This is a genomic window from Blautia sp. OM06-15AC, assembly GCF_003481425.1.
GTDB lineage: Bacteria > Bacillota > Clostridia > Lachnospirales > Lachnospiraceae > Fusicatenibacter > Fusicatenibacter saccharivorans.
This window is the reverse complement of sequence record NZ_QULD01000004.1, coordinates 140,751-166,265: the sequence shown is the minus strand read 5'-3', so window position 1 is coordinate 166,265 and position 25,515 is coordinate 140,751. Positions and strand designations below refer to the sequence as shown.

Sequence of the window (25,515 nt, the reverse complement as noted above, 5' to 3'; positions counted from 1 at the left end):
TTCTATGAAGGAAACTGCAAAAACAACAGCAAAAACCAGAAAAGCGCCAAAAAAACCGGTGGGCTATCAGCCAAGATTTTCTGAACTGGATCAGTATTTGTTTGGTCAGGCAACCCATTACGATATTTTCCGGAAAATGGGTGCGCACCTGGACAAAAAAGACGGCAAAGTAGGAGCCTGGTTCACCGTATGGGCTCCGCATGCGGCGGAAGTATCTGTCATCGGCGAATTCAACGGCTGGGATGCCCATGCCAATGTGATGCGGAAAGTCGGCGAGGACGGCGTTTATGAAGTGTTCGTTCCGGGCGTGACCGAGGGAATGATGTATAAATATTACATCCGCACACCGGACGGAAGAGAACTGTACAAAGCAGATCCATACGCATTTGCATCCGAAAAACGGCCGGGTACCGCGTCAAAAGTAGCGGAAATCGAAGGCTACCGCTGGGGTGACAGCGAATGGCTGACGAACCGCAAAAAATTTGACGTTCAGAAATCCGCGCTCTCTATCTACGAAGTGCACCCGGGCTCCTGGATGAAACATCCGTGGTCCGAATCCAACCCGGACGGATTTTACAATTACGTTCAGTTCGCACATTCGCTTGCCGATTACGTAAAAAAAATGGGCTATACCCACGTAGAGCTGATGGGAATTGCAGAGCATCCGTTTGACGGTTCCTGGGGCTATCAGGTAACGGGCTATTACGCACCGACCTCCCGCTACGGAACACCGAAAGAGTTTAAATATCTTGTTGATTATCTGCATAAAAATAAAATCGGTGTTATTCTGGACTGGGTACCGGCACACTTCCCGAAAGATGCGCACGGCCTTGCTGATTTTGATGGCCAGCCGCTGTATGAGTACGCCGACCCGAGAAAGGGCGAGCACCCGGAGTGGGGAACGAAGATCTTTGATTACGGCAAAAATGAAGTGAAAAACTTTATGCTGGCAAATGCGCTTTACTGGGTAGAAGAGTACCACGTAGACGGTCTCCGTGTCGATGCTGTTGCTTCGATGCTGTATCTCGACTACGGAAAAGAGCCGGGCCAGTGGGTGCCGAACAAGAACGGCGGAAATGAAAATCTCGAAGCCGTCGAGTTCTTCAAACACCTGAATACCCTGGTGCGCGGACGAAACAAAGGTGTCATCATGATTGCCGAGGAGTCCACAACGTGGCCGAAGGTAACGGGAAGCGTAGAGGACGGCGGCCTGCATTTCTCCTACAAATGGAACATGGGATGGATGCATGACTTCCTCGATTACATGAAGCTCGATCCATACTTCCGCAAATACAACCATAACAAGATGACCTTCGGCATGACCTATGCATTTTCCGAGAACTACATTCTGGTGCTCTCGCACGATGAGGTTGTCCACTTGAAATGCTCGATGATCAACAAAATGCCGGGCGATCTGAAGGAAAAATTCCAGAACCTGATGGTAGGCTATGCTTTCATGTTCGGGCACCCGGGCAAAAAACTTCTGTTCATGGGACAGGATTTCGGACAGCTCCGCGAGTGGAGCGAGGAACGCGAGATCGACTGGTTCCTGCTGGCAGATGAGGGGCATCAGCATCTGCAGACCTTCTTCAGTGACCTGCTGAAAATGTACCGCAAGTACCCGGCACTCTACGCGAACGACTGCGGCTACGAAGGCTTCCAGTGGATCAATGCCAACGACGGCGACCGCAGCATTTACAGCTTCGTCCGCTGGTCACCGACAGGCAAGAACAATCTGCTGTTTGTCTGCAACTTCACACCAGTCGAGAGACCGGACTACATGTGCGGCGTACCGCGCAAAAAACAGTACCGCCTGATACTCGACAGCTCCGATATGAAATACGGCGGCCCGACCGAAAAACGCCAGATGGTCTACCGCGCCAAAGACGGAGAATGCGATGGCCAGCCATATCGGATTGCATATGCACTTCCGGCGTATGGTGTGGCGGTGTTCAGCTTCTAAAATAAGATAGCTACTAATTTTCATTAATATCATGACCGGCAGAGAACGAAAGAGATTTCTTAAATCTGTCGGTCATTGTGTTTTGTGTTCGAAGGAAAAGAGGTGTTGATTTGATGAAAGAAGAAAGAAAAGAGCCGATACAGATTCCGCACATCCAGACAATCAACGATCACATTTCCTATCTTACACCGACAGAACATCCACTTTCGGCAAATGTTGTGATCATCGAGGGTGATGCATTTTTCTGGGTATATGACGTGGGAAATCATCCTGCGGTTTCAGAAATTCTGCAGAAAAAGTCAGAACAGACAGGAAAAAAAATTCGGGTGATTTTATCCCATTTTCATCCCGACCATATTGGGAATCTGTCGGAGATTTCGTGCGAAGCGGTTTACCAGGGGAAAAATACGTTTCGTTATACAAAAACAGGAACTGTGATAGAAGAAGATACGTGGTTTCAGGACGGTGACGTGCGGTTACATTTATTTCCGATTCCATCGAGTCATGCCAAAGGATCGCTTGCATTGGAAGTGGATGAGACGTGGTGCTTTCTCGGGGATGCGGCATATGCGACGCAGAAAAACGGACAGACCGTTTATAATGCCGAGCGCCTGCTGGCAGAAATCCGAGTTCTGAAAAACGTGCGTGCGCCGTATTTTCTCCTGAGCCACAGCGAACCGTTTCAGCAGAACAAAGAGGATGTGCTGGAATGGATGGAAGCGATTTATGAGAAACGGAAACGAGATGAATCATATATAAAAACACCCCAGCGCGTATGACAGGGAGTCCTTCGAGGCTGAATCAGTTATGCCACTTCGGCAATTCACTTTCTTTCACTGGAACTGATTCAAGATCCATATTTGACCAATATGAGCCGATATCTGAACTTGTGAAGTATTCAAAATTGCCCGTGGAAGATTTCAGCTTTCCGTTCTTGACTCCATTGCAGACATAAACCAGTTCGTAGTTTGTCCCATCCGAAAGGTTAAATCGAAAACTGGTCACATCTGCGCCTGTGATTTCCTCGACTTGTTTGTCTGTCAATGATAAGTTTTCAAACATATGATACAAGTCTGTTATATCAGTTTTTGCAACGACTATTTTCTTTTCTGCTGATACCGGTGCTCCCGCATAGTGGTACATTTCGATATTTTCAACATCTCCAACTTCAAAAGGAAAGTCGATATGGACCGTTTCTTTGCTACAGCCGACCAGTACCATCATTAAAATCAGAAAGGATATCAAATTTGTCGCTTTTTTCATATCATTGCACTCCTCGTCATGTTTTTGACAGGTCAAGAGTTCAAAAATCCTCTTGCAAGCGAGCTTGCATTAGCTTTTTGAGCCTGGTATCATGATGATTTGAGTATATCATAGTTTAACCGAATCAAGCAAGTCACCTGCTTCCATTGCGCGAAGCAATAAGCAGGGGGTTGGGACTTACTTGATTCGGTTAAACAAACAAGGGAGATGAAAAAATGAATGAAATTATAGCTTTACAGAAATATGAAAACGAAGCACAACTTGCAAAAGAGCTGATTCGAGGCTTTTGGCTGGCTCATGGTGATTATGTTATAACCGACGAAGAGGCCGCGGAGAATCTTGCTGCCTGGACAGACAAAGGGCATGTGTTTTATTTTATCTTAAAAGAAGAGATCCCCATTGGATTTGTGCATCTCGGAAGCCGCGGGGCGGAAGTTGACTGGATCGAAGATCTTTTCGTACTTCCGGAATACCAGGGAAACGGATACGGAAGTCATGCGATTGCGCTGGTCGAAGCCGAGATAAAAAAGTATTCTGAATCTGTCTATCTTGAGGTAGCTGCACGAAATTTTGGAGCGATAAAACTCTATCATAGATTGGGATATCATTGCCTGAACACTGTGACGTTACGCAAAGATTTTCAACCGGAGAATTTTGAAGTGATTCGCAGCGAAGAGCTTTTGGGGTATCCGTTGGAAGTTAAGAAGTATATTAAGTAGAATCTCACGCCGATTTGCGCAGCAAATCCAGACCTCCCCACCGCCCGCCTCAATGTCAGCCCGGAAGTGCGTCTGTGTCGTCTGGGACTGTGCCCCAGGGCACAGTCCCAGGCGGCGCAGGTGCACTTCCGGGTGTCCGTTTTTTAAACAACCGCAACCCCCGCCATCCCCAGTACCGCCGCAATCGCAAACAGCACCAGCAGATGCACCGGATAAAACGCATAAAACGGATACTTCAGATTCAATCCTCGTTTTCCGTTATAAAAATGCACCGGGATCATCGCCAGAAAACAGGTGATTTCATTCAGGCTCAGCAGCGTAAGTACGGCGCAGCCAATTCCAATACAATACATCTTATTGTTACGCAGGTTATACATCAGAACAATCGTCAGAATTCCCATCGCACTGTAATCGGTTTTCAGCAGTGTAGCAACAGTGCATGCCGCTACGATCACCAGCAGTTTTCCAATGGAAACTTTCCAGTTGGCTCCCCGCCAGTTTGTACCGTCCTGATGCGTTTTTTCATCAATCTTCTGCAGGAAAATCATCATCACAAGGCCGATAAACAGAGTGAAAAATACATTCTGATAATTCAGATAAAACGGTTTTCCCGCAAATGCAAGGTCAAACGGAACTTCTGAAACCAGTGCGAAAATACCAAGATTCAGAGCATACTTTTTCACATCATGTGTATGTAGAAATCCCTCAATTAACAGAAAACAGAAAATTGGAAAACTGATTCGTCCGATGGCACGCATAATCATGTCCGCGTAATAAATCACAGCTGTGTTTCCTGTGGAGAGAAATGATGCGCCTCCGTCCGAAGCGTTCACCGCATCCAGAAGACCACGGGAAATCAGGATTCGGTCGAAAAGTACAGCTGCAGTGTGGTCGATCAGCATACAGACCATCGCAATGATTTTCAAGGTACTGCCGGGAATTTTACCGGCGCTTTTTACGGGTTTCGCAGTAGTAGCTGCCATATAAAACATCCTTTCTGGAACGCAAACGAAAGGCAGACTGTGCAAGCCGTCTGCGGATCAGGTTCCTGTAACGACAAACAGCAGAAAATCCTGCTGTTTTGCCAGAGTTGTAATACTATGATTATACGTTCTGAGGAGGTTAATGTCAAAGAAAAAACAGTTCTGAAATAACGCAGAGTATGGTAGAATCTGCCAGTCGGGTAAATGAAAATAGAAAGCGTCTCCGGGCTCATCCCAAAACGAACGGGGCAGCGTACCAATTCGTAAACCAGAATTGGTACGCTGCCCCGTATTTTAAAATACATCCAGGTCTTTTCCGTTCACGACATATCCGTCATACCCTGCATCCCGGATTTCATCCAGAATCGCGGCATCGCGCCATGCCATCTCGGCGGCAAGGTTTTTGTGGTTATCCTGTACATTCATATGGTAAATCCGGTGATACGTAACGAGCAGTTTCGGATTTGCCTTTTTTGCAACACCGGCAAGATCCGTGCTTAACGTATGCACTTCCCGGTGGTATTTCTGCCATTTTGGTTCGCGGCAGGAGATTCCGGCGGCGTATTCCACTTCGTGCAGCAGGATATCACAGCCTTTCGATTTTTCTGCCACGAGATCCAGCGGAGCGGTATCGCCAGTGATGACGATCGTGCGGTCCGGTGTGGTGAATTTATAGCCGTAGCATTCCAGTGTTCCGTGGCTGACCGGAAAAGCCTCCACCGTAACCAGGTCATCCCGGTAGATAATGCCGGATTCAATTTCTGTTACCTCAACGCGGTAGCCGGATTCGTTTGCTTTTTCGAAACCGTGAATTCGGAAATCAATGTCGGTTTCATAGGCCTGTAAGATATGATCGGTCATATGCCGCAGGCCTTTTGGTCCGTAAACTTTCAGCGGAACCGGACGCTCCAGCACCCACGGGGTAAAAATCAGATCCGGATATCCGGCAGTGTGATCTGTGTGCAGATGCGTACAGAACGCAACGGTCAGAAGATCCGGCCGCAGGGCATCCACGCCGTTAAAATAGGCGGCTGAGGCCTGGCGGACAACGCCAGGGCCAAAATCTACCAGATAAGCACGGTCACCGACCACGACAGCGGAGGAAGGTCCGTTGGCATTCGGACACGCATTTGGTGTGCCGGTTCCGAGAAGAACAAGTTTTGTCTGCATTCTTTCTCTTTTCCTTTTCTTTTTTTGTTTCTGTTTCTGTTTATGATTTTCTGTTACGATTTCTGCTTTTGCCTTATTTCTCTTCTTTTGATTCATTGTTTTGGGTTTCCGGAAGATGCTTAATGGAAATTCCGGTAAATCCATAGAAAATACTGAAAACCGGGGTCAGGTAAAGCAGGAATAAGTACGGGAAAAATGCCGACCATGCAACACCAAGTGTGCCGGCCATGTATACGCCGTAGCCATGCCATGGAATCATAGGACCAGCCATAGTTCCGGAGTCTTCGAGGCAGCGGGAAAGAATTTCCGGTGCAACCTTGCGCTCTTGAAAGACAGGTGCCATCAGACGGCCGGTCAGAACGTGTGCCATCGGCTGGGAGCAGCTGATGAGGCTGGTCACGTAACCGACAATCATCGTTGCAAGGATCATACTTCCATCGCTGTTGATTCTCTTTACAATCGCTTGAAGAATGTGATCCAGTACACCGAGTTTTTCCAGCATGCCGCCCATGCCGACAGCAAAGCAGATAATGGCTACGTACTGGAGCATGCTTCCCATGCCGCCGCGGTTTAAGATGGATTGTAATACCGGTTCTTCGATTGTGGTTGTGTAACCGTTGTAAGCTGTGCGGATGATGCCCTGCAGAGTATCGTGCTGCACAAAATAGGAAACAAATCCGGCAGCGAAGCTGGAAAGACCAAGTGCAGAGATCGCATTTACTTTGCAGAGGAGCAATACAATAATCAGGATGGCAGGGATCATGGTAATCCATCCGAGCTGGAATTCATCGTTTAAAGCATCGATGTAAACGGTAATGCTTCCCTCGGTATAGCTTCCGCTGGTCTGCTGGAAACCGAGAATAGTAAAAAGAATTAAGGTAATTACATACGTTGGAAGGGTGGTCCAGAGCATCGAGCGGATATGATCGCCAAGTTTGGCATCTGCAACGGCCGGAGCAAGGTTTGTGGTATCGGAAAGAGGACTTAATTTGTCACCGAACATGGCACCGCAGATGACAGCACCGGCTACCATGCCAGGATGGATACCCATGGCGTTTCCGATCGCCATCATGGCAACACCTGCGCTTCCGACGGAACCATAGGAAGTACCGGTTACAATACTCAAAATGGAGCAGAACAGCAGCGTCAGAGGCAGCAGCCAGGACGGGTTAATCATTTTTAAGCCCCAGGAAATGATGGTGGCAATGGTGCCACTCTGCAGCCAGGTGCCGATCATGACACCGATGGTCATCAGAAGGCAGAGCGTCGGGACGACCATACGGATGGCATCGTATGCGCCGGCAACAATTTTGGCGTAAGAAATACCGAAAATTTTACAAAACAGATAGATAAAAATCCAGCTTGCAAACAGGCCGATCATAGGACCGCCGGTTTTCAGGCGGATACAGACTGCGACGGATACGATGATCAGCAGCAGCAAAAGCAGTGACTGTGGCAGATTGAGTTTTTTTTCTTTCGTTCCACTCATAAAAAAAGTCCCCCATTCATAGGTAAAATGATTTGCCCATTCAACGCGTTAAAGTAGAAAAGACATGTAATATATTATAATGGTGAAATGCAGAAAAAGCAAGGGAAATCCCCTTGATTTTTTGTTCTATGGTTGCTATAATAGGCGTGAGTGTGGGGCGGAGGATAAACTTCGGCCCTTTTATAGCTAACTATAAACGGAATCAACAAGATAAAGAGGTTAAATCAATGACAAGAATAGACATTATTTCAGGTTTCCTGGGCGCAGGAAAAACAACCCTGATCAAAAAACTCCTCGGAGACGCGCTGAAAGGCCAGCAGGTTGTCCTGATCGAGAACGAATTCGGTGAAATTGGAATCGACGGAGGCTTCTTAAAAGATGCCGGTATCGAAATCCGTGAAATGAACTCCGGCTGCATCTGCTGCTCTCTTGTGGGAGACTTCGGCGCAGCATTAAAAGACGTTATCACCAAATATCACCCGGACCGCATCATCATCGAGCCGTCCGGCGTAGGTAAACTCTCCGACGTCATCAAAGCGGTAGACGGCGTAGAAAAAGAAGCAGGCGTAGCCCTGAATTCCGCAACAACCGTAGTCGACGTTATGAAATGCAAAATGTATCTCAGAAACTTCGGCGAATTCTTCGAGAATCAGGTAAAGAGCGCAGGAACCATCATCCTGAGCCGTACCGATAAGGCTGACACTGCAAAAGTAGAGGCAGCAGTAAAGATGCTCCGCGAGCTGAATCCGGAAGCACACATTATTACCACACCGGTTGAAGTACTGGGTGGTAAGAAAGTACTCGATACGATGGAAGGTGCCATCATCAACCTTGCGCAGGTAGAAGAGGAAGAGCATCATCACCATCATCATGACCACGACGAGTGCTGCTGCGGCCATGACCACGATGAGGAGCATGAGCACCATCATCACGATCATGATGAGGACGAACATGAACATCATCATCACGACCATGACGGCGAGTGCTGCTGCGGCCACGATCACGACGAGGAGCATGAGCATCATCACCACGACCATGATGACGAGTGCTGCTGCGGCCATGATCACGACCATGAGCATCATCATCACCACGATGACGAGTGCTGCTGCGGTCATGATCATCATCACCATCATCACGCAGACGAAGTTTTCACAAGCTGGGGTCAGGAGACTGTGAAGACCTTCACCAAAGAGCAGATCGAAGGCATCTTAAAGAAACTTTCCGAGGATACCGCTTATGGTATGGTTCTTCGGGCCAAAGGTATGGTAGCAGGCGCCGATGGACAGTGGATCTATTTCGATATGGTTCCGGAAGAGTACGAAGTACGTGACGGAGCACCGGAATTCACCGGAAGAATCTGTGTCATCGGTTCCAAATTAGCAGAAGATAAGCTGGCAGAGCTGTTCGGACTGTAAAAATACAAAGTAGCTGCGAAAATTACGGTCCGCAGGGTACCTGTGAACTGTAGTGAAGCTGCCGCATCAGAAACAAAATCCGATGTGGCAGCTTTTTTCTTGATTTAGAGACAAAGCAAAAGGCACGTCCGGAATCTCAGCCGCAAAAGCAAGTGCAGAAAGATTCCGGGAGTACGTCAAAGACAACGGAGGTACAAAATGTACGAAGAAGACGAAGTAGAAATTCCGATTTATCTCATAACAGGATTTCTGGAGAGTGGAAAAACCTCTTTTATCAATTTTACCGTAGCACAGGACTATTTCCAGATCGACGGACCGACCCTTCTGATCACAACCGAAGAAGGTGAAGTAGAGTACGACGAAAAAGAACTGCTCAAACACAACACCGTCCTGGAAATCGTAGAAGGACCAGAGCAGTTTACCCTGGATTACCTGAAAAAACTGAACCGTAAATATCGCCCGGAGCGTATTATTCTGGAATACAATCCGCTCTGGAGTGTAAAAAAACTCGAAGAAATGGAGCTGCCGCGCGGCTGGGGCATTGTACAGGAGATTGTGACAGTCGATGCAAGCTGCTTCCAGATTTATATGCAGAATATGAAATCTGTTTTCATGGAGATGGCAAAAAATGCGGATATGGTTATGTTCAACCGCTGTCGTCCGGAAGATCCGCTTCCATCCTTCCGCCGCAGCATCAAAGTAGTCAACCAGGCGTGCGACGTTCTGTTTGAGAACGAAGAAGGCGAAATTGACAACATTTTTGAGGATCAGATGCCGTTTGATACCGATGCCGATGTGATCGAGATTGATGACGCCGATTACGGAATCTGGTATGTCGATATGGGCGACAACCCGGAGCGTTACGAGGGCAAGACTGTTCATTTCCGCGGTATGGTATTAAAGAGCAAGGATGTCGGAGCCGATTTCTTTGTTCCGGGTCGTATGGCAATGACCTGCTGTGCAGATGATACTTCTTTTATCGGCTATGTCTGCAAATGCGCAAGCGCCAAATCTCTCGTAATGGGTTCCTGGGTTGACGTGACTGCAACGGTAAAATGGGGCTATATGAAGGTTTACGATGGCGAAGGCCCGGTTCTGTATGCAAAAGAAATCAAACCGGCCAAGAAACCGGAGAGCGAACTGGTATACTTTAACTAAACATTGCCGAAGCATTTCAGCGAATAAAAGAGCAGGAAAAAGGCTGCTCTTTTGTTCGTGTTCTTTCTTTATGACAGATGGAAAAACAATATATCATTTTTCGGTGCGGCGAAGCAGCTATTCGGTTATGCGCAAGTAGCGAAGTGGATGGAGAATATCCGTTTTGACCGTGACGTGAACAAAAACTGCGCCGGAAAATGGTCTGATGACAGGAGAATTTATGTATATTATAGTAGGTCTGGGAAATCCAACGCGCCAGTACGAAGGGACGAAGCACAATGTCGGATTTGATACCATCGATTATCTGATCGATGAATATCAGATCCCTTCCTCCGGTACAGGCCACAAGGCTCTGTTCGGAAAAGGCATGATCGCAGGTCAGAAGGTTATCGTTGCAAAGCCGATGACATATATGAACCTGAGCGGTGAGTCCGTGCGGGAGCTGGTGAACTATTACAAAGTGGATCCGGAGAGCGAGCTGATCGTGGTTTACGATGATATCAGCCTGGCGCCGGGACAGATCCGTATCCGCAAAAAAGGAAGCGCGGGCGGCCACAATGGCATCAAAAACATCATCGCTAATCTTGGCACCGACCATTTTATGCGTGTGAAGGTCGGCGTCGGTGAGAAACCGAAAAACTGGGATCTGGCGGACTACGTGTTAAGTCCGTTTACGAAAGACGAACGTCCCCTTGTAAATCTGGCGATCGAGCATGCGGCAAAAGCAATCGAGCAGATGCTGAACGGGGATGTGGACGCAGCCATGAACGAGTATAACCGCAAATCTGCAAACCCGGCAGAGTAAGGAAAATGAAAGCGTTATTAGAACCGATCAAAGAAATTGCCCGTTTTGACGAGCTGTTCCGTGATCTGAAAAAAGGAACCGCAGGTGTGACGGTGATCTCGGGCTGTCTGGAAAGCCAGAAAGCCCATATGATCGCAGGTCTCTCCGAGGATGCCCCGGTGCGGCTTCTGATCGCGGAAAATGAATTAAAAGCAAAAGAATTATATGAGGATTACCGGCTGTACGATGCGGAGACGCTGTATTATCCGGCGAAGGACCTGATTTTCTATCAGGCAGACATTCACGGAAATCTGCTGATCCGGCAGCGGCTTCAGGTGATCCAGGCACTTCTTGAGCGGAAGGAAGTTACCATCATCACCAGTGTAGGGGGATGTATGGACTTTCTTCTGCCTCTTGGCGTGTTCGAAAAACATTGCATCCATCTGCGCAATGACAGCGAACTCGATCTGGATAAAATAAGAAAAGAGCTGGTGCGGCTCGGCTATGAGAGTACCTTTCAGGTGGAGTCGACCGGCCAGTTTTCCGTCCGCGGCGGCATTCTCGATATTTATCCGCTGACGGAACAGAACCCGATCCGGATTGAGCTATGGGGCGATGAGATAGATTCCATCCGAAGCTTCGATGCGGAGAGCCAGCGGTCGATTGAAAACCTCGAGGAAATCATAATCTATCCGGCATCGGAGCTGATTTTAACAGAGAATACGATTGCGCGCGGTGTGAAAGCGATTAAAAAAGAGGCGAAAGCGCAAAGCACAAAATTCCGCGACAAAATGATGACAGAGGAAGCGGCAAGGATCCGCCATGCAGCAGAAGAAATCTGCGACCAGATCGGAGAAGGCGAAATTCTGCAGGGAGCCGAACAGTATCTTCACTATTTTTATCCGGAGACCGTCTCGTTTCTTGAGTATCTGCCGGAGAACAGCCGCATTTTCCTCGATGAGCCGAACCGCATCATCGAGTGTGCCGATGCGCTGGAAGCAGAATTTCAGGAGAGCGTGAGCCACCGTCTCGAAAAGGGATACCTCCTGCCGGGACAGGCGAAGCTGATGTGCAGTACGGCGGAGCTTGTGGCAAAACTAAACCGCCGCGGCTGTGTTGCCGTATCGCTGATGGAGCCGCAGAAGGGCGAGTGGAATATCCGTGACGAATTCAGTGTGACGGTGAAATCGGTCAATTCGTATAACAATCAGTTCCCGCTTCTGGTAAAAGATCTGAAATCCTGGAAAAAAGCGGGTTACCGTATTGTACTGGCGAGTCCGTCGCGGACGCGGGCGCAGCATCTGGCAGAGGACCTGCAGAATGAGGAGATTCCGGCCTTCTACAGCGAGAATGAGGAGCGTGTTCTGAAACCGGGCGAGGTCATGCTGATCCACGGCGCGGCCCGCAGAGGCTTTGAATATCCGATGCAGAAATTTGTGCTGATTACAGAGACGGATATTTTTGGAAAAGAGAAGAAGAAAAACCGGAAGAAATCGGAGTATTCCGGTCAGAAAATCCAGAATTTTGCGGATCTATCGATCGGTGACTATGTCGTGCATGAGAGCCACGGTCTTGGTATTTACCGCGGTATCGAAAAAATTGAGATGGACCGCGTAACGCGTGACTACATGAAAATCGAGTATGCGGGCGGATCGAACCTCTATGTGCTGGCCACCCAGTTCGATACGCTGCAGAAGTATGCGTCCGGCGAAGCTGCAAAGGTACCGAAGCTGAATAAAATCGGCGGTCAGGAATGGAATAAAACGAAAACACGGGTTCGCCATGCGGTAAAAAATATTGCACAGGATCTCGTGAAGCTGTATGCCGAGCGGCAGGCGTCATCCGGCTATCCGTTCGGAAAGGATACGATCTGGCAGAAGGAATTTGAGGAACTGTTTCCGTTTGAGGAAACGGACGATCAGCTTGCGGCGATTGAGGCGACAAAGGCGGATATGGAGAGCAAAAAGATTATGGACCGCCTGATCTGCGGCGATGTCGGATACGGCAAGACCGAGGTTGCGATCCGTGCAGCGTTTAAGGCAGTGCAGGAGAGCAAACAGGTCGTCTACCTCGTTCCGACCACCATTCTGGCACAGCAGCATTACAATACATTTGTCGAGCGCATGAAGGATTTCCCGGTGCGCGTTGATCTTCTGTGCCGTTTCCGCACACCGGCCGAGCAGAAAAAAACGCTGGAGGATCTGAAAAAAGGACTCGTGGACATTGTCATCGGAACACACCGCGTTCTGTCGAAAGATGTGAAGTTCAAAGATCTTGGCCTTCTGATTGTCGATGAGGAGCAGCGGTTCGGCGTGACGCATAAAGAAAAAATCAAGCAGCTACAAAAAAATGTGGATGTTCTGACACTGACGGCGACGCCGATTCCACGTACCATGCACATGAGCCTGATCGGCATCCGCGATATGAGTGTGCTCGAGGAAGCACCGCAGGATCGTCAGCCGATCCAGACCTTTGTCTGTGAATACAATGAAGAAATGGTCCGCGAGGCGATTAACCGTGAGCTGGCGCGGGGTGGGCAGGTTTACTATGTCTATAACCGTGTCCAGTCGATTGCGGATATGGCGAACACGATTCAGAAGCTCGTGCCGGATGCAAATGTAGGCTTTGCGCACGGACAGATGAAAGAGCGTGAGCTGGAAAAGATCATGTACGGCTTTATCAACGGAGAGATCGATGTGCTCGTGTCAACAACGATCATTGAGACAGGACTCGATATTTCGAATGTCAATACCATGATTATCCATGATTCCGACCAGATGGGACTGTCACAGCTCTATCAGCTCCGCGGCCGCGTCGGACGGTCGAACCGGACTTCCTACGCATTTCTGATGTACCGCAGAAACAAGATGTTGAAGGAAGTGGCGGAGAAGCGTCTCCATGCGATCCGTGAATTTACGGAGATGGGAAGCGGCTTTAAAATTGCGATGCGTGATCTTGAGATCCGCGGCGCTGGAAATCTGCTGGGCGCGGAGCAGTCAGGCCATATGGAGTCGGTAGGATACGATCTCTACTGTAAAATGCTCGCAGAGGCTGTCCAGGAGGCGAAGGGCATCGCACCGGCAGAGGCGTTCGAGACAACGATTGATCTGAATGTCAGTGCCTATATTCCGGATAGCTACATCAGCAACGAGTCTCTGAAGCTTGACACCTATAAGCGAATTGCGGCGATTGAAAATAAGGAAGAGTATGAGGACATGACGGAGGAGCTGACCGACCGCTTCGGGGAACCGCCGAAAAATGTACAGAATCTTCTGGCTGTTGCAGAACTGAAAGCGCTGGCGCACTGTGCGTATGTGACGGAGCTGAAACAGATGGGCGATTCGGTACGAGTCACCTTACAGCAGCATGCAAAAATCGATGTGGCGCGGATTCCGGAGCTGCTGCAGAAATACCGAGACGAACTGAAATTCCAGATGGAGTCGCTGGCGTTTGTCTACACGCCGCGGCGGAGAAATTCAAAGGAAAAGATCGATCTGCTGGAGAAGAGCCATGCACTGGTGGAAGATCTGCTGCAGATCACGCAGGAGTGAAACACTCGCATACCCCCAAAATCGTGTGAAAAAGGCGTGAACAGGGAAGAAAAAAGTTGCCCTGTATCAGCAAAAAGGGTATAATAGAAAAAGCGTTTATAAAAATCGATGCAGGACCGGAAATTCGAATGTGTAAAAAGAAAAACTCTTTTTGAGCATACATTTCGTCCTGCATGAGGAGGAAGTAATGAAAAATTTAAAAGCAAAAGCAGTCTGCGTTATGCTGAGTGCTTCGATGGCAGCGATGGGACTGACCGGCTGCGGTTCCGACAATGTGGACGGAACAAAAACGGCAGTTACTGTAAATGACGAGTCGATTACACTCGGACAGGCAAATTTCATGCTGAGATATCAGCAGGCAACCATGTACAATTATTATTCCAAGATGTACTCTATGTACGGAATGCAGATGCCGTCTGAGATGTACGACAAGGAAGGCGACGATGGAAAGACTACCGGGGAAACGTTCAAGGAGCAGTCTCTTGATACGATCGAAAAAGAGCTTCTGATGCGGCAGCACGCAGAGGAATACGGAATTTCCCTGACAGACGAGGAAAAACAGCAGGCGAAAGAGGCTGCACAGGCATTCGCAGATAAGAACGGTGACGATGTGATGAAAAAGCTGCACGCAACCGTTGAGGACATCCAGGATGCACTGGAGCTGTATGTTATTCAGACCAGAATTTATGATCCGATCATCGCAGATGTAGATACCGAGGTATCCGATGAAGAGGCAAAGCAGACCTCCATCAGCTACATCACGGTATCCACAGCAGGAACCGAGAAGGATGACGATGGAAAAACGATTGATTTGACGGACGAGGAAAAAGCGGCAAAGAAAGAAATCGCACAGAGATTCCTGGATCTCTTAAAAGAGTCTGAGGATCCGGCAACCGCATCGTTTACCGATCTGCGCAAGGAGCTGAACGATCAGTTAAATGCGGAGAATACCGCAGATTCCACCGATTCTGCCGACAGCTCCGATGAGAGCAGCTCTTCTTCCGATGCTTCCGACACAAGCGCATCCGACGCTTCAAGCGCGAGCACATCGAGCAGTTCCGCCAGCGATTCCTCCTCTGAGGTTTCTTATCTGACCTCTTCCGAGACATCCTTTGGAACCGGATCGGAGAAAGACGATGACGATACCTGTTCTCTTGGAGATAAAGTAGCGGAAGAAGCAGCAAAGCTGAAGGATGGCGAGTATTATGACGGTGTCATCGAAGGCGACGATGCATATTATGTGATCCGTGTAGATAAAGCATTCGACGAGGACAAAACCGAGTCCAGAAGACAGACTATCATTTCCAACCGCAAATCGGATAAGTACAACGATACATTGGATGGATGGGTAAAGGAGAGCGATATCAAGGTCGCATCCAACTGGAAAAAACTTGAAGTAACGGACGCAGATCTGTATACGATGACAGTTGACAGCGCTTCTACAGATTCCACAGATGGAACCACAACCGACAGTACAACGTCTGACAGCACGACATCAGGCAGTACCGAAACGACATCGACAAGCAGCACAGGCACTGCTTCAACGTCTTCAAGCACTGCAGAATAAAAGCATACGATACAGGACAAACGGCAGCCGGATCCGGGAGAGGGATCCGGCTGCTGTTTGTGTCTGAAAATATTTTTGAATAAAAAAAAGAAAATAATAGGGAATTTGTAGAGTAAATTGACAATAGTAAGAAGTTCATTTAAAATGAAATTACAACCAGAGTGTATCTCGCAAATTGCGGAAATAATTTTTCAGACACGCTCTAATGTTCAGGCGAAAACGATGTACCAGGAAAGAAGGTGGAGAAATGAAGAAGGCAGTAATTTCCGTACTTGTCGGTACAGCAGTACTGGCTTTCGTTGCGTGTGGAAAAAATGCTGCAACGGAAAACAGTTCCGATTCGGGTGTTTCAACGGTATCGGCATCCTCGCAGGTGGAAAATGGACAGAAAGCAACCCGTGTGAATCAGGGAACAAATTTGTCTCCGGGGTCACCGAAAAATACCACATCCGGTGGAGGGAACAGCTCGGGCAGGACACATCATTCGGAGACACATCATTCAGACGCGCATCATGATTAAGGATGTCAGGGTTTGCTGAACATCCGTGAACGGAAACAGGAGAAGGGGTATCCAAAACGGATACCTCTTTTCTACTTGTCGGGAAAACAATACAATGCTATACTGAACATGAATTTGACGCGAAAAGCGCGGCAGGTTCAGAAAAAACAGCCGGGATTTGTCAGTATACGCGGACATGTGCTGCAGGTAACTCGGGCAGAATGGAGAAAAGAAAATGACAAGAGAAGAATTTGAACAGCTTGCCGGAGCAGGTGTCATTTTATTGGATGGCGCAACCGGATCAAATCTGACAAAAGCGGGAATGCCAAAAGGAGTCAGTACAGAGCTTTGGGTTCTGGAGCACCCTGATATTCTGGCAAATTTACAGAAGGCTTACGTGGAGGCGGGAAGCCAGATTGTCTATGCGCCGACCTTTGGTGCAAACAGATTGAAATTAGCGGATTATGGAAGAGAAAACGAGGTGGAGGAGCTGAACGCACGCCTGGTGGATATCTCGAAAAAAGCGCTTGCCGGAACGGGTGCGCTGATCGCGGGAGATTTTTCCACACCGGGAAAAATGCTGCAGCCAAAAGGCGATCTCTCTTATGAAGAGCTGCTGGAATCCTACACAGAGCAGGTAACAGCGGTAGCAAATGCGGGCGTTGATCTTCTGGTAGCGGAGACGATGCTGAGCGTAGACGAAACGTGTGTCTTTATGGATGCTGCACTTTCTGTCTGCGATCTGCCGATTATGTGTTCTCTGACGCTGGAAGCAGACGGTTCTGCCCTGTTCGGCGGAAACGCTGTGGAAGCAGTTGAGACACTGCAGGAAATGGGAGCATCCGCCGTAGGACTGAACTGCTCGGTCGGACCGGATCAGCTTGAGGCAGTCGTAAATTCCATGAAAAAAGTGGCAAGAGTACCGGTTATCGTAAAACCGAATGCCGGCCTGCCGAAAATCACGCCGACCGGTGAGGCAATCTACAGCATGGATGCGCCGACGTTTGCAAAATATATGAACATTCTGGTAGACGCGGGTGCAGGCATTGTCGGCGGCTGCTGCGGAACGACACCGGAGTATATTCGTCTGGTGAAAGAAATGCTGGATGCGAGAAAGTAAATCAAAGATTACAATTCGCAGGAAACTGTGAGATGTAATGAATTCCCCTGTTGCGGACAAAATCTGTACAGGGGAATTTTTTGCGTTACCAGAAACTTCGTTGAATTTTCCGATAAAGTAAAAAGCCCTCCTGGCAGGATTCTTTCTTACAGAAAGCAAGACAAAACAGGTTTCAACGATCTGGTCTGATGGAAAGCCCGGGTGGAGAAAAAAGATAGGAAGTCTGGAAAAAAGACATGGAATTGTGGAGAAAAGTCTGGTAGAATACGTGTCGTGTGGAAAACTTTCCGTAAGAAAGGATGATGAAGGATGTATCAGAATTATATTTTTGATTTATATGGAACTCTGGTAGATATACATACGAATGAAAAGAAAGCGTATCTCTGGAAAAAAATGAGCCTGTTCTTCGGCATGAAAGGGGCCGCCTATGAGCCGAAAGAACTCCGGATGGCGTATGAGACAAAAATCAAAGAGCAGGAAGCTGCGCTTAAAATGGAATGCCGCGGCAGCCATGTACCGGAAATCGACATTGCGGATGTGTTCCGGCAGCTGTTTGAGGATCAAGCTGTTTCGGTAACGGAAAAAGAAATTGCAGATCTGGCGAAAATGTTCCGTGCGATTTCGATAGAAGAACTGAAACTGTTCCCCGGCGTGCCGGAAATGCTGCAGCGTTTAAAAGACGCAGGAAAGAAGGTTTTTCTGCTGTCCAACGCACAGGCGCTTTTCACCGCGCCGGAAATTTCCCTGCTCGGCCTTACGAAATACTTTGACGGAATCCTGCTCTCATCGGATGCCGGTGTGAAAAAGCCGGATCCGGCGTTTTATGAGATGCTGCTGAAGCAGTATCACCTCGATCCGGCAGAATGCCTGATGACAGGAAATGACGACATCGCTGACTGCCACGGTGCAGCCTCTGCCGGAATCGCAAGCTGTTACGTGGCAACGCGCCAGTCACCGAAAATCAATGGTCCGCTGCCGGAAAACTGTGAGAAGATCGCGGCGATTGCAGAGTTGTTCTGATTAAAGAGCATTCAGCAGCACTCCTGAAAAAATAATGCGAAAAAAGGGGCTGTCGCACTACGTTCATTTTCTTAGTGCGACAGCCCCTTTTGCTTATGTCCGGAAAGGAATCCTTCAGTTTTTCCGCATTCCTTTATCCCATCGGAATTTCCGATAGCAGGCATAAATCAGAACACTGCATACCAGCCATCCCGCCGGATAACCAAGTGCAATCGGAATGATGGAATCAAATATATGAGACATCACAAACAGGTAAATCTGGCGGAACACGACGAAGCTTCCGAGCATTACGATCATTGGTGTTCTGGTGTCTCCTGCGCCACGCAGGACGTTAGAATAAACCTGGTTGACGCAGCAGAGAATGTAGAACGGGGAGAGGAGATACAGGAACAGGGTTCCGTAACGAATCACAGCTGCCTCCTGGTTAAACAGATAGACCATTTGCGGAGCGAAAATCAGCAGAGGAATCATCATCACAATGGTTACAAGCTCAGCAAGCAGGAATGCGGTTGTAGCACCCTTCTTTGCACGGTCAATGTAGCTGGCACCGACGTTCTGTCCGGTGAAGGTGGTCGAAGCAAGACCAACACTCATCATCGGCAGCATCATAAACTGGTCGATTTTCATGCAGGCACTCCAGCCTGCCATAACATCCGAGCCGAATACATTGATATAGGACTGCACGAAAACGTTGGAAACGGAAGTCACCATCTGCTGGATCGCTGCCGGCAGTCCGACGCAGACGATGCGGTACAGCAAAGACCAGTCCATGCAGAGCTTTTTCCAACAGATGCGGTATGGGCCGTCTGTTGTGGTCAGCACATACAGCGTCAGAACCGCCGAAAGGCACTGTGCAATAACGGTTGCAAGCGCCACACCCTCGATTCCCATGCCGAAGGAAACGACAAACAAAAGATCGAGCACGGTATTGACAACAGCGGAAAAAATCAGGAAATACAGCGGATGACGGGAATCGCCGACAGCGCGGAGAACGCCGGAGCCCATGTTGTAGAACATCAGACCGGCAACACCGCCAAAGTAAATTTTAAGATACGTTGCCGACTCACGGATGACGTCGTTCGGCGTACTCATCATGCGGAGCATGTACGGTGTAATGAAGATGCCGAGAATAGTAAAGACAATAGAGAGAAAAAATGTCATCACCAGTGTCGTGCTGACGGTGCGGCTGACCTTTTCATCCGCCTTTGCGCCATAATACTGAGAGATAATGACACCGGCACCGGTGGAAAGTCCCATGAAAAAGCCGATCAGAGAATTGATGATCGGACCGACGGAGCCGACGGCGGCGAGTGCTTCCTTGCCGACAAAGTTGCCGACAACGATGCTGTCAACGGTGTTGTAAAGCTGCTGGAAGAGATTTCCGGCCATCAGCGGAAGCGAGAAGAGAAGAAGCTGTTTCCAGATGGAGCCCTGGGTCATATCGCGGGCTTTGCTCTTTTGTACTGTTTTCGTCATAGTAGTCCCCTTTTTTACGTTGATTTTACCTTCTTTTTTATTGTAGCACTTTGAAGTTGTGATGGAAATATCAGTTTTTGACGCGATTTTCGGACTTTATTGATATAAACAGCCGAAAATAAAAGTGAAAAGAATTGTTTCTGAAAAAATTGTCTGGTATAATAAGGAGCAGATGCGTAAATGCAAAAACAACAGATGCTTCAAAGACCGGTGCAAAAACGGAAAGATCAGGGGGATTTTGCGGTGGTTTTTTGGAAACTGCGCGTCACAGAACAGGATAGAAAGAAGGTAACTGAAATATGGGAGATTATTTTGTATGCAGTAAAACAGATCCGGTAGTAGAGACAAAGGCGGGAAAGGTACGCGGCTTCCGCCTGAATACGACATACGCGTTTCATGGAATCCATTACGCTGAGGCGGACCGTTTCCAGATGCCACAGCCGGTGAAACCATGGAAAGGAATCAAAAATGCACTGGCGTACGGCTATGTATGTCCGCTTTTAAAGCAGGATGAGCCGAACATGGAGGTGCTGGTACCGCATCGTTACTGGCCGCAGGACGAGCATTGCCAGAACCTGAATGTCTGGACACAGAGTCTTGATCCGGGTGCGAAAAAGCCGGTCATGGTATGGCTCCACGGCGGCGGCTTCAGCGCCGGTTCTGCGATTGAGCATGTGGCATATGAGGGGGATCACTTAAGCGAGTTCGGTGATGTCGTTGTTGTTTCCGTGAACCATCGGCTGAATATCCTCGGTTATCTCGATCTTTCGCCGTTTGGCGAAAAATACAAAAATTCTGCGAATGCAGGAAACGCAGATATGGTAGCTGCATTGCAGTGGGTACATGACAATATCGCGGCATTCGGCGGAGACCCGGAGAATGTTACGATTTTCGGTCAGTCCGGCGGCGGTATGAAGGTGGCAACGCTGATGAATACGCCGGCAGCAGACGGCCTGTTCCAGAAGGGTATCATCGAGAGCGGTGTTTATGAGGCAAAGGTTTATCAGAAAGAGGACGGAGACGGCACCGCGATTGTGAAGGCTCTGTTAAAAGAACTGAATCTGGACGAGTCCGAGGTGGAGAAGCTTGAGACGATCCCGTATTATGAGCTGTCAAATGCGTACAATAAAGTTGAGGCAGAGGTTGCTGCGAAAGGCTGCTATATCGGACAGGGACCGATGGAGAATGGCTGGTTCCGCGGAAATCCGATCAAGTGCGGATTTACGGATCACGCTAAAACGATTCCTGTGCTGGCAGGAACCAACATCGGTGAGTTTGATTTTGGACCGGTTGTGCCGGGAAAACATGAGATGAACCGTGAGGAACAGATTGCGTTCCTGACGAGAAAATATGGTGATGCAACGCCGGAGCTGATTTCTCTTTTTGAAAAAGCATATCCGGACAAAACAATTGTGGATCTGTGGTCTGTGGATACGTTCTTCCGTCCGGACACGATCGAATTCATTCGTCAGAAATCGGAGTTTACAGAAGCGCCGACTTATTCCTATCAGTTTACCTATGAATTCCCGATCGATGGCGGAAAAGCCGCATGGCATTGTGCCGAGATTCCGTTCGTATTCCATAACATCGACCGCATCGCCGTATGCAATGTCCCGGGCGAAACAGACCGTCTGCAGGAGCGTATGGCCACCGCCTGGATCAACTTTGCCCGCTACGGAAGTCCGGAAACCCCATCCCTCCCGAACTGGCCGGCATGCACCCCAGGGGATGAAGCAACCATGATTTTCGACAGAACCTGTGAAATCCGCCGCAACTTCGATCACGAGCTGGTGAAAAAATTGGTGGAAACCGAGTATAACCCGATGACACCGGTTGTGGAAGACGAGGAAGAGGACGCGTTCTTTATTCATTAATTAATTGACTCATAGCAATCCCAGAAAAAACAGCCAGAATGTTTTGCCTCAGTTAAAAACATTCTGGCATTTTTCAACTTATGCTAAATTGAACTTAAGGCAAGAATATCGTATGATAGAGGTAGAAAGAGAAAGGCGCAGGTGGAATATGGGAGTTTATCTGAATCCGGGAAATGAAAAATTTGCAAAAGCGGTTCAGTCCGAAATTTATGTGGATAAAACAGGGCTGATCGAGTATACCAATCAGGTGATTAATACTGTGCAGAGATATGTCTGTGTCAGCCGTCCGCGGCGCTTTGGAAAATCTATGACGGCGGATATGCTGACGGCTTATTATGGGAAGGAATGCGATTCCAGAGAACTTTTTTCTGGATTGAAAATTTCTCAAAATGCTGTATTTGGACAGCACTTAAATCAATATCCTACGATTTTTTTGAATATGCAGGAATTTCTGAGCCGGAGCAAGGAAATTGGCCAGGTGATTGACCGTGTTCGAAGAATGCTGCTGCGGGAACTGAAAAACAGTTATCCGGACGTGGACTACTTTGACGATACGGATCTGGTAGAATCGCTGCAGGATATTTATGCGGCAACAAAACAGTCGTTTGTCATTATCATTGATGAATGGGACTGTGTTTTCCGGGAATATCAGCAGGATAAAAAAGCACAGGAAGAGTATCTTGATTTCCTGCGGGATTTTCTGAAAGATAAGGTTTACGTAGCACTTGCCTATCTGACGGGTATTCTGCCGATCAAAAAATATGGAACCCATTCTGCACTGAATATGTTTGATGAATTTACAATGCTTGATCCAGGGCCGCTCGCAGAATATGTAGGATTTACGGAGCAGGAAGTAGAAGAACTCTGCGGCCGGTATCAGATGGATCTGGCAGAAATTAAAAACTGGTATGACGGCTATTCGTTCCCGGGAGAAAGTTCGGTTTACAGCCCGCGTTCGGTTGTCAATGCCATGCGATTCCGGAAAATCGGCAATTACTGGAATCAGACAGAAACATTTGAAGCACTACAGTGGTATATTGATCTGAATTTTGACGGCCTGCGGGATGACGTACTGCAGATGATGGCAGGGAAAAAGATTCCGGTGAACACGGGCAGTTTTACGAATGATATGACAACTTTCCGGACAGAGGATGATGTGCTGACACTGCTGATTCATCTTGGATATCTTGGTTATGAGGAACAGAATAAATATGTTTTTATTCCGAATGCCGAGGTACAGTCAGAATATGCCAGTGCGGTAACCGTTTCCCAATGGGGAGATATTTCAAAGGCACTGAAAAATTCCGCAGATCTTCTGCAGGCTGTGTGGGAAAAACAGGAAACACAGGTAGCAGAGGGAATTCGGCTGGCACATTTTGAAACGTCACAGCTTCAGTACAATGATGAAAATGCGTTGAGCTATACGATTTCACTGGCGCTGTATGCAGCACGGAATTTTTACACGGTTTACCGTGAACTGCCTGGGGGAAAAGGGTTTGCGGATCTTGTTTTCGTACCAAGAAAAAGATACCAGGACAAACCGGCGCTGGTTGTAGAACTGAAATGGGACAAAACAGCAGAGGGTGCGCTTGCGCAGATTAAGGACAAAGAATATTGCAGAAGTCTGGAAGAATATCAGGGAAACTTGCTTCTGGTAGGAATTAATTATAATAAAAAGACAAAAGAACATGTTTGCAGAATTGAGGAATATCAGAAGTAAAAGGGAGAGGACGAAGGCCTGATTCGGGACAGGATGAGTGGTGTCCTGAAATCATGTAATAGAAAAACCAGAGTCGGATGAGAATGTTTTCACCGGCTCTGGTTTTGCGTTTCCGGTAACGGTTTTGAGCGGTAAATGCTATGCAATTCTGCCGCGGGAATGGTATAATAAAACCAGTATGCGCCGCTTTAGGCAGGCTGCTTAGAAAGAGGATCGATGCATGTACACATATCTGATTGTAGATGATGAAATGATAGAGCGAAAGGGCATTCGGATGCTGCTTTCGCGGATGAATATCCGGGAGAATATTCTGGAGGCCTCCAATGGAGAGGAAGCGCTGGAGGTGTTTGAAAAAGAGAAAATTGACGTACTGCTGACCGACATCAATATGCCGTTCATGGATGGAATTGAGCTTCTTTCCCGGATTCATGAGGAGTATCCGGGGACGGAAACGGTGATTTTCAGTGGGTATGATGAGTTTTCCTACGCAAAAAAGGCGATTTCCTACGGTGTTTCCGCCTATATTTTAAAACCGGTCAACCCGGAAGAATTTGAAAAGGTGGTTGGTGAAATCACGGAAAAGCTTGCAAAAAGTGAGCGCGAGGAAAAACGGAAGGACGAAAGTATGGAGTTTCTGCGGGAACATTTGCTGTATCTGATGGTCAATGGGCAGAGCCGCAGCGCAATGCAGGAGAAAACACAGACGCTTCTCGATATGAGCTTTGTCCGGGATTTTTGCCGTATGGTACTGCTGGAGTGTGCCAACAACTATTTTGAACAGGTAAACAGCGAACAGATTGAAAAGATGCAGAGCGATTTGCAGATGCCCTTTCACTATCTGAACCTGAACCCACAGCAGTCCATCCTGTTTTTTAGCGAGGAGCCGGATGGCGGCTGGGAAGCGTTCGGACGGAAGCTGTACCATTATATTCGTGAAATGTGGGACCAGGAATGCTTTCTGGCCGTGTCGGGTGAGATCACGCCGGACGTTGAGCTTTACGATGCATTTGCACAGACGGAGCAGCTCATGGAGCGTCGCTTTTATCACACGGGAAACCATGTTTTTCTTCCCTTTCAGGAGGAGCAGTCCGAGGTGCTGGTGCAGATTGATGCTGAAATCCTGATCCGCCAGATCCAGCAGGACATTCGCATGAAGGATCTGGAGAGCCTGCGTGAACACTTTGACCAGTTCTGCGAAAAGTATGAGCACCAGACGATTTTTTCTCAGATTTACATCAAATTTATGTTTTCCAACTTATTGAAAGAGATTTACGACAATCTCGAGAGAAAAGATGAGCGGGAGCTGGACCGTGAGATCGACGCCCTGTATCACAGCAGCAACATGACCGGTGTGATTCAAGCGGTCCGTATGGGTATTGACCGGCTCGAAACGGTCTTCCGCGCAGACGGCGGTGTTGCGAAACGCAGAGAAGTCGAGCAGATTAAACAGTATATCTGTGAGAACTATTCTGACAGTGGCATGGGTGTTGACCAGCTTGCGCGCGAGGTTGGCATGACACCGAATTATCTGAGCAGCATTTTCAAGAAAAATACAGGAGAAAACCTGAGCCGCTACTTAAAAGGTTTCCGCATGGAGCGTGCGCGGGAGATGCTTGAAAATACAAATGAGAAAATCGGTATAATCTGCGAAAAATGCGGTTTTGTGAATGTGTCCTATTTCTGTCAGAGCTTCCGCGAATATTTTGGAATCAGCCCGCAGAAATACCGGGATCAGGGGGAGTAA

The 25,515-nt window shown here is 48.1% G+C and carries 19 protein-coding genes; 14 read left to right on the top strand and 5 right to left on the bottom strand.

Translation table 11 applies throughout. The features are described from left to right. Window positions 1–4 precede the first annotated feature (4 nt). Window positions 5–1,963 (top strand): 1,4-alpha-glucan branching protein GlgB, encoded by a 1,959-nt coding sequence (gene glgB / locus DXB83_RS07780; RefSeq protein WP_118697418.1) that lies wholly within the window; start codon window positions 5–7, stop codon window positions 1,961–1,963. Between the two features lie 113 nt (window positions 1,964–2,076). Beyond that, a complete protein-coding gene (locus DXB83_RS07775; RefSeq protein ID WP_243108875.1) occupies window positions 2,077–2,742 on the top strand; it encodes an MBL fold metallo-hydrolase in 666 nt (221 codons plus the stop codon). 22 nt (window positions 2,743–2,764) lie between these two features. Here the strand turns inward: DXB83_RS07775 and DXB83_RS07770 are convergent, their stop codons facing one another. Beyond that, complete coding sequence (locus tag DXB83_RS07770) at window positions 2,765–3,226, bottom strand: hypothetical protein (RefSeq protein ID WP_118697417.1); 462 nt, start codon at window positions 3,224–3,226, stop codon at window positions 2,765–2,767. Window positions 3,227–3,441: 215 nt separating this feature from the next. Between DXB83_RS07770 and DXB83_RS07765 the strand changes: the two genes are divergently transcribed. Beyond that, window positions 3,442–3,945: a GNAT family N-acetyltransferase gene (locus DXB83_RS07765; protein ID WP_117805283.1), complete on the top strand. Its 504-nt coding sequence runs from the start codon at window positions 3,442–3,444 to the stop codon at window positions 3,943–3,945. A gap of 143 nt (window positions 3,946–4,088) precedes the next feature. On the opposite strand, the gene DXB83_RS07760 is transcribed toward DXB83_RS07765, so the two are convergent. The 3 genes from DXB83_RS07760 to nhaC all read right to left on the bottom strand — a co-directional run bounded on the left by DXB83_RS07760 (window position 4,089) and on the right by nhaC (window position 7,587). Next, on the bottom strand, window positions 4,089–4,928 hold the full coding sequence (locus DXB83_RS07760) for a TraX family protein (RefSeq protein WP_022462626.1): 840 nt from the start codon (window positions 4,926–4,928) through the stop codon (window positions 4,089–4,091). A 294-nt stretch (window positions 4,929–5,222) separates the two neighbouring features. Beyond that, entirely contained in the window at window positions 5,223–6,098 is an 876-nt protein-coding gene (locus DXB83_RS07755; protein ID WP_117801662.1) for an MBL fold metallo-hydrolase, read from the bottom strand. Between the two features lie 73 nt (window positions 6,099–6,171). Then, on the bottom strand, window positions 6,172–7,587 hold the full coding sequence (nhaC, locus tag DXB83_RS07750; RefSeq protein ID WP_118697416.1) for a Na+/H+ antiporter NhaC: 1,416 nt from the start codon (window positions 7,585–7,587) through the stop codon (window positions 6,172–6,174). A 227-nt stretch (window positions 7,588–7,814) separates the two neighbouring features. Here nhaC and DXB83_RS07745 point away from each other — a divergent pair, with 227 nt between their 5' ends. The 8 genes from DXB83_RS07745 (at window position 7,815) to DXB83_RS07705 (ending at window position 18,701) form a co-directional block, all read left to right on the top strand. Further along, a complete protein-coding gene (locus DXB83_RS07745; protein WP_117805281.1) occupies window positions 7,815–9,002 on the top strand; it encodes a CobW family GTP-binding protein in 1,188 nt (395 codons plus the stop codon). A 198-nt stretch (window positions 9,003–9,200) separates the two neighbouring features. Next, window positions 9,201–10,160 carry a TIGR03943 family putative permease subunit gene (locus DXB83_RS07740; RefSeq protein ID WP_022462622.1) on the top strand — a complete coding sequence of 320 codons (960 nt, stop codon included), beginning with the start codon at window positions 9,201–9,203 and terminating at the stop codon, window positions 10,158–10,160. A 220-nt stretch (window positions 10,161–10,380) separates the two neighbouring features. After that, a complete protein-coding gene (gene pth / locus DXB83_RS07735) occupies window positions 10,381–10,965 on the top strand; it encodes an aminoacyl-tRNA hydrolase (protein WP_022462621.1) in 585 nt (194 codons plus the stop codon). Window positions 10,966–10,970: 5 nt separating this feature from the next. Beyond that, window positions 10,971–14,495 carry a transcription-repair coupling factor gene (gene mfd / locus DXB83_RS07730; RefSeq protein ID WP_117805280.1) on the top strand — a complete coding sequence of 1,175 codons (3,525 nt, stop codon included), beginning with the start codon at window positions 10,971–10,973 and terminating at the stop codon, window positions 14,493–14,495. Window positions 14,496–14,682: 187 nt separating this feature from the next. Next, entirely contained in the window at window positions 14,683–16,062 is a 1,380-nt protein-coding gene (locus DXB83_RS07725; RefSeq protein ID WP_118666874.1) for a SurA N-terminal domain-containing protein, read from the top strand. A 247-nt stretch (window positions 16,063–16,309) separates the two neighbouring features. Continuing rightward, window positions 16,310–16,582 carry a hypothetical protein gene (locus DXB83_RS07720; RefSeq protein ID WP_118697415.1) on the top strand — a complete coding sequence of 91 codons (273 nt, stop codon included), beginning with the start codon at window positions 16,310–16,312 and terminating at the stop codon, window positions 16,580–16,582. A gap of 214 nt (window positions 16,583–16,796) precedes the next feature. Continuing rightward, window positions 16,797–17,681, top strand: coding sequence for a homocysteine S-methyltransferase family protein (locus tag DXB83_RS07710; protein ID WP_055220913.1), 885 nt, complete (start codon window positions 16,797–16,799; stop codon window positions 17,679–17,681). 309 nt (window positions 17,682–17,990) lie between these two features. Continuing rightward, complete coding sequence (locus DXB83_RS07705) at window positions 17,991–18,701, top strand: HAD family hydrolase (RefSeq protein ID WP_117805278.1); 711 nt, start codon at window positions 17,991–17,993, stop codon at window positions 18,699–18,701. A 114-nt stretch (window positions 18,702–18,815) separates the two neighbouring features. Here DXB83_RS07705 and DXB83_RS07700 read toward each other — a convergent pair whose 3' ends face one another. Further along, window positions 18,816–20,177 (bottom strand): MATE family efflux transporter, encoded by a 1,362-nt coding sequence (locus tag DXB83_RS07700; protein ID WP_117805277.1) that lies wholly within the window; start codon window positions 20,175–20,177, stop codon window positions 18,816–18,818. Window positions 20,178–20,476: 299 nt separating this feature from the next. On the opposite strand from DXB83_RS07700, the gene DXB83_RS07695 reads away from it, so the two are divergent. The 3 genes from DXB83_RS07695 to DXB83_RS17015 all read left to right on the top strand — a co-directional run bounded on the left by DXB83_RS07695 (window position 20,477) and on the right by DXB83_RS17015 (window position 25,515). Then, complete coding sequence (locus DXB83_RS07695) at window positions 20,477–22,051, top strand: carboxylesterase/lipase family protein (protein WP_117805276.1); 1,575 nt, start codon at window positions 20,477–20,479, stop codon at window positions 22,049–22,051. A gap of 148 nt (window positions 22,052–22,199) precedes the next feature. Further along, a complete protein-coding gene (locus tag DXB83_RS07690) occupies window positions 22,200–23,771 on the top strand; it encodes an AAA family ATPase (protein ID WP_117805275.1) in 1,572 nt (523 codons plus the stop codon). A 220-nt stretch (window positions 23,772–23,991) separates the two neighbouring features. Next, entirely contained in the window at window positions 23,992–25,515 is a 1,524-nt protein-coding gene (locus tag DXB83_RS17015) for a response regulator (protein ID WP_118697414.1), read from the top strand.

What these genes read in the sequence shown, in the direction of transcription:
- glgB (WP_118697418.1), top strand. Translation starts at nt 5, where the DNA reads ATGAAGGAAACTGCAAAAACAACAGCAAAAACCAGAAAAGCGCCAAAA.
- DXB83_RS07775 (WP_243108875.1), top strand. Translation starts at nt 2,077, where the DNA reads ATGAAAGAAGAAAGAAAAGAGCCGATACAGATTCCGCACATCCAGACA.
- DXB83_RS07770 (WP_118697417.1), bottom strand. Translation starts at nt 3,226, where the DNA reads ATGAAAAAAGCGACAAATTTGATATCCTTTCTGATTTTAATGATGGTA.
- DXB83_RS07765 (WP_117805283.1), top strand. Translation starts at nt 3,442, where the DNA reads ATGAATGAAATTATAGCTTTACAGAAATATGAAAACGAAGCACAACTT.
- DXB83_RS07760 (WP_022462626.1), bottom strand. Translation starts at nt 4,928, where the DNA reads ATGGCAGCTACTACTGCGAAACCCGTAAAAAGCGCCGGTAAAATTCCC.
- DXB83_RS07755 (WP_117801662.1), bottom strand. Translation starts at nt 6,098, where the DNA reads ATGCAGACAAAACTTGTTCTTCTCGGAACCGGCACACCAAATGCGTGT.
- nhaC (WP_118697416.1), bottom strand. Translation starts at nt 7,587, where the DNA reads ATGAGTGGAACGAAAGAAAAAAAACTCAATCTGCCACAGTCACTGCTT.
- DXB83_RS07745 (WP_117805281.1), top strand. Translation starts at nt 7,815, where the DNA reads ATGACAAGAATAGACATTATTTCAGGTTTCCTGGGCGCAGGAAAAACA.
- DXB83_RS07740 (WP_022462622.1), top strand. Translation starts at nt 9,201, where the DNA reads ATGTACGAAGAAGACGAAGTAGAAATTCCGATTTATCTCATAACAGGA.
- pth (WP_022462621.1), top strand. Translation starts at nt 10,381, where the DNA reads ATGTATATTATAGTAGGTCTGGGAAATCCAACGCGCCAGTACGAAGGG.
- mfd (WP_117805280.1), top strand. Translation starts at nt 10,971, where the DNA reads ATGAAAGCGTTATTAGAACCGATCAAAGAAATTGCCCGTTTTGACGAG.
- DXB83_RS07725 (WP_118666874.1), top strand. Translation starts at nt 14,683, where the DNA reads ATGAAAAATTTAAAAGCAAAAGCAGTCTGCGTTATGCTGAGTGCTTCG.
- DXB83_RS07720 (WP_118697415.1), top strand. Translation starts at nt 16,310, where the DNA reads ATGAAGAAGGCAGTAATTTCCGTACTTGTCGGTACAGCAGTACTGGCT.
- DXB83_RS07710 (WP_055220913.1), top strand. Translation starts at nt 16,797, where the DNA reads ATGACAAGAGAAGAATTTGAACAGCTTGCCGGAGCAGGTGTCATTTTA.
- DXB83_RS07705 (WP_117805278.1), top strand. Translation starts at nt 17,991, where the DNA reads ATGTATCAGAATTATATTTTTGATTTATATGGAACTCTGGTAGATATA.
- DXB83_RS07700 (WP_117805277.1), bottom strand. Translation starts at nt 20,177, where the DNA reads ATGACGAAAACAGTACAAAAGAGCAAAGCCCGCGATATGACCCAGGGC.
- DXB83_RS07695 (WP_117805276.1), top strand. Translation starts at nt 20,477, where the DNA reads ATGGGAGATTATTTTGTATGCAGTAAAACAGATCCGGTAGTAGAGACA.
- DXB83_RS07690 (WP_117805275.1), top strand. Translation starts at nt 22,200, where the DNA reads ATGGGAGTTTATCTGAATCCGGGAAATGAAAAATTTGCAAAAGCGGTT.
- DXB83_RS17015 (WP_118697414.1), top strand. Translation starts at nt 23,992, where the DNA reads ATGTACACATATCTGATTGTAGATGATGAAATGATAGAGCGAAAGGGC.